Raw genomic sequence first — 1,433 nt, 5'->3', positions numbered from 1 at the left:
TAACACCATTCAGTTAAGCATGTTTTGACTTAATGGTGTACCGAGTTTTTGAAATTCGAACGGTCCTACTTTTGGGCCGTTTTCTTTTTTCTGGAAGAATATAACGTTTCACTCGTTCTCGCATTGCCCTTAATTTCTTTGGAATTGAACCTGGCGAAGCGATAGCACACCAGAGTATTTCATCCTGTATATCCCGCAAAGCCATGACGAAACTAATTCTCAGCGGGGAGACTTTAGCCTCTTTGGCTATTCGACTTATCTCTACTCGAATTAAATTGTAGGCTAGCAATATACCCCATAGCTCTTGATTGACTCCATCCACAGTCTGACTACGCAAAAGAATACTATCCTCAAGCATCCTGTGTTTTATTTCTCCATAGCTATTTTCAATTTCCCAGCGTTCGAAATAGACATCAAGAATGGCCTGCGCACCAAAAGCCTGTTCATCATCCAAAGAGCACAGCAGACCTTTTATTTTTCCAGGCCCCATTGGCTCAGGATAAAGAACCAGTCTGGCCTGCCAGCACTCAGGAAGCGAAGGGTCTTGTTTTCTGGCATGCGCAGATACACTCATCTCTACTTTGAAGTCATGCTCAGAGTAAGATTCAATGACGGTGTATTGCGTGTTGCTTTTAATCGGGACCATCCAGTGCGACTGTGGGTGTTGCTTACGCCAATTAATCAGTAGCTCAGCGCTGAGATAACATCGGTCAAAAATAGTTAGACTGTTATCACTTACATGACTAAATAACTGCTTTGCGTAGTTCACCTCACCTTGATAACTGGGCCCGAAGGCAACGTGGTGTATCAACCGGCTACGCAAGGAGCTTAAGGCGCATAGGCGTACAATAGGATATTCTGTATGACGGTTTTTACTGTGCTTAATATAGTGAAAGTGCTCAGCTAGAGCCGGTGTATCAGGTGCACGAAATTGCGTTCCATCGACAGAAAATAACCGGAGTCCATACCACGTATCATCAGCATCTTCCTCTTGTGTCCAATGGGCTGCACATAGGTGAAATAAGGCTTGGAGGGGGTCGCTACTGAGGCGCTGTCTCGCTTGAGGAATAGCACTTGGAGCAACCGTATCGCCCAGGGTATCAGTGAGTGTTAAATCTAACTTCTCAACAACGTCACTAATAGAGCGGTCGCGAAAAAGACCCATTGCAATGATAAGCCAGACGACAAGCTCAGCAGGTAACTTACGTTTGCGAATACTTGCTTTATCGGTCTGCTCGAGCACATTAGAAATCCACTCAAGAGGGATATGTTTCTGAAATGTAGATAAAGAGTCAGGAGTGGCGAATATATCCGTATCAAGTAACCAATGACTAAGCATAAAAATACCCTCATAATCAAAAGATGATAAGGGTATTGTGAAGCAACCAAAAGATCGGTCAACCGATCAAAAATACCTTAACTGATCGGTGTTA

1 protein-coding gene is annotated in these 1,433 nt (G+C 43.8%); it reads right to left on the bottom strand.

The genetic code is table 11. The annotated features are described in order from the left end of the window. Nucleotides 1–13: 13 nt before the first annotated feature. On the bottom strand, nt 14–1,339 hold the full coding sequence (locus GQR46_RS19645; RefSeq protein ID WP_165742217.1) for an IS4 family transposase: 1,326 nt from the start codon (nt 1,337–1,339) through the stop codon (nt 14–16). Nucleotides 1,340–1,433 lie beyond the last annotated feature (94 nt).

This window comes from Pseudoalteromonas sp. Z1A6, from assembly GCF_011378745.1.
Taxonomy (GTDB): Bacteria; Pseudomonadota; Gammaproteobacteria; order Enterobacterales; family Alteromonadaceae; genus Pseudoalteromonas; species Pseudoalteromonas arctica.
This window is presented reverse-complemented; position numbering and strand designations above follow the sequence as displayed.

Bases quoted from the DNA above. Each gene is read 5' to 3' on its own strand.
- GQR46_RS19645 (WP_165742217.1), bottom strand. From the start codon at position 1,339: ATGCTTAGTCATTGGTTACTTGATACGGATATATTCGCCACTCCTGAC.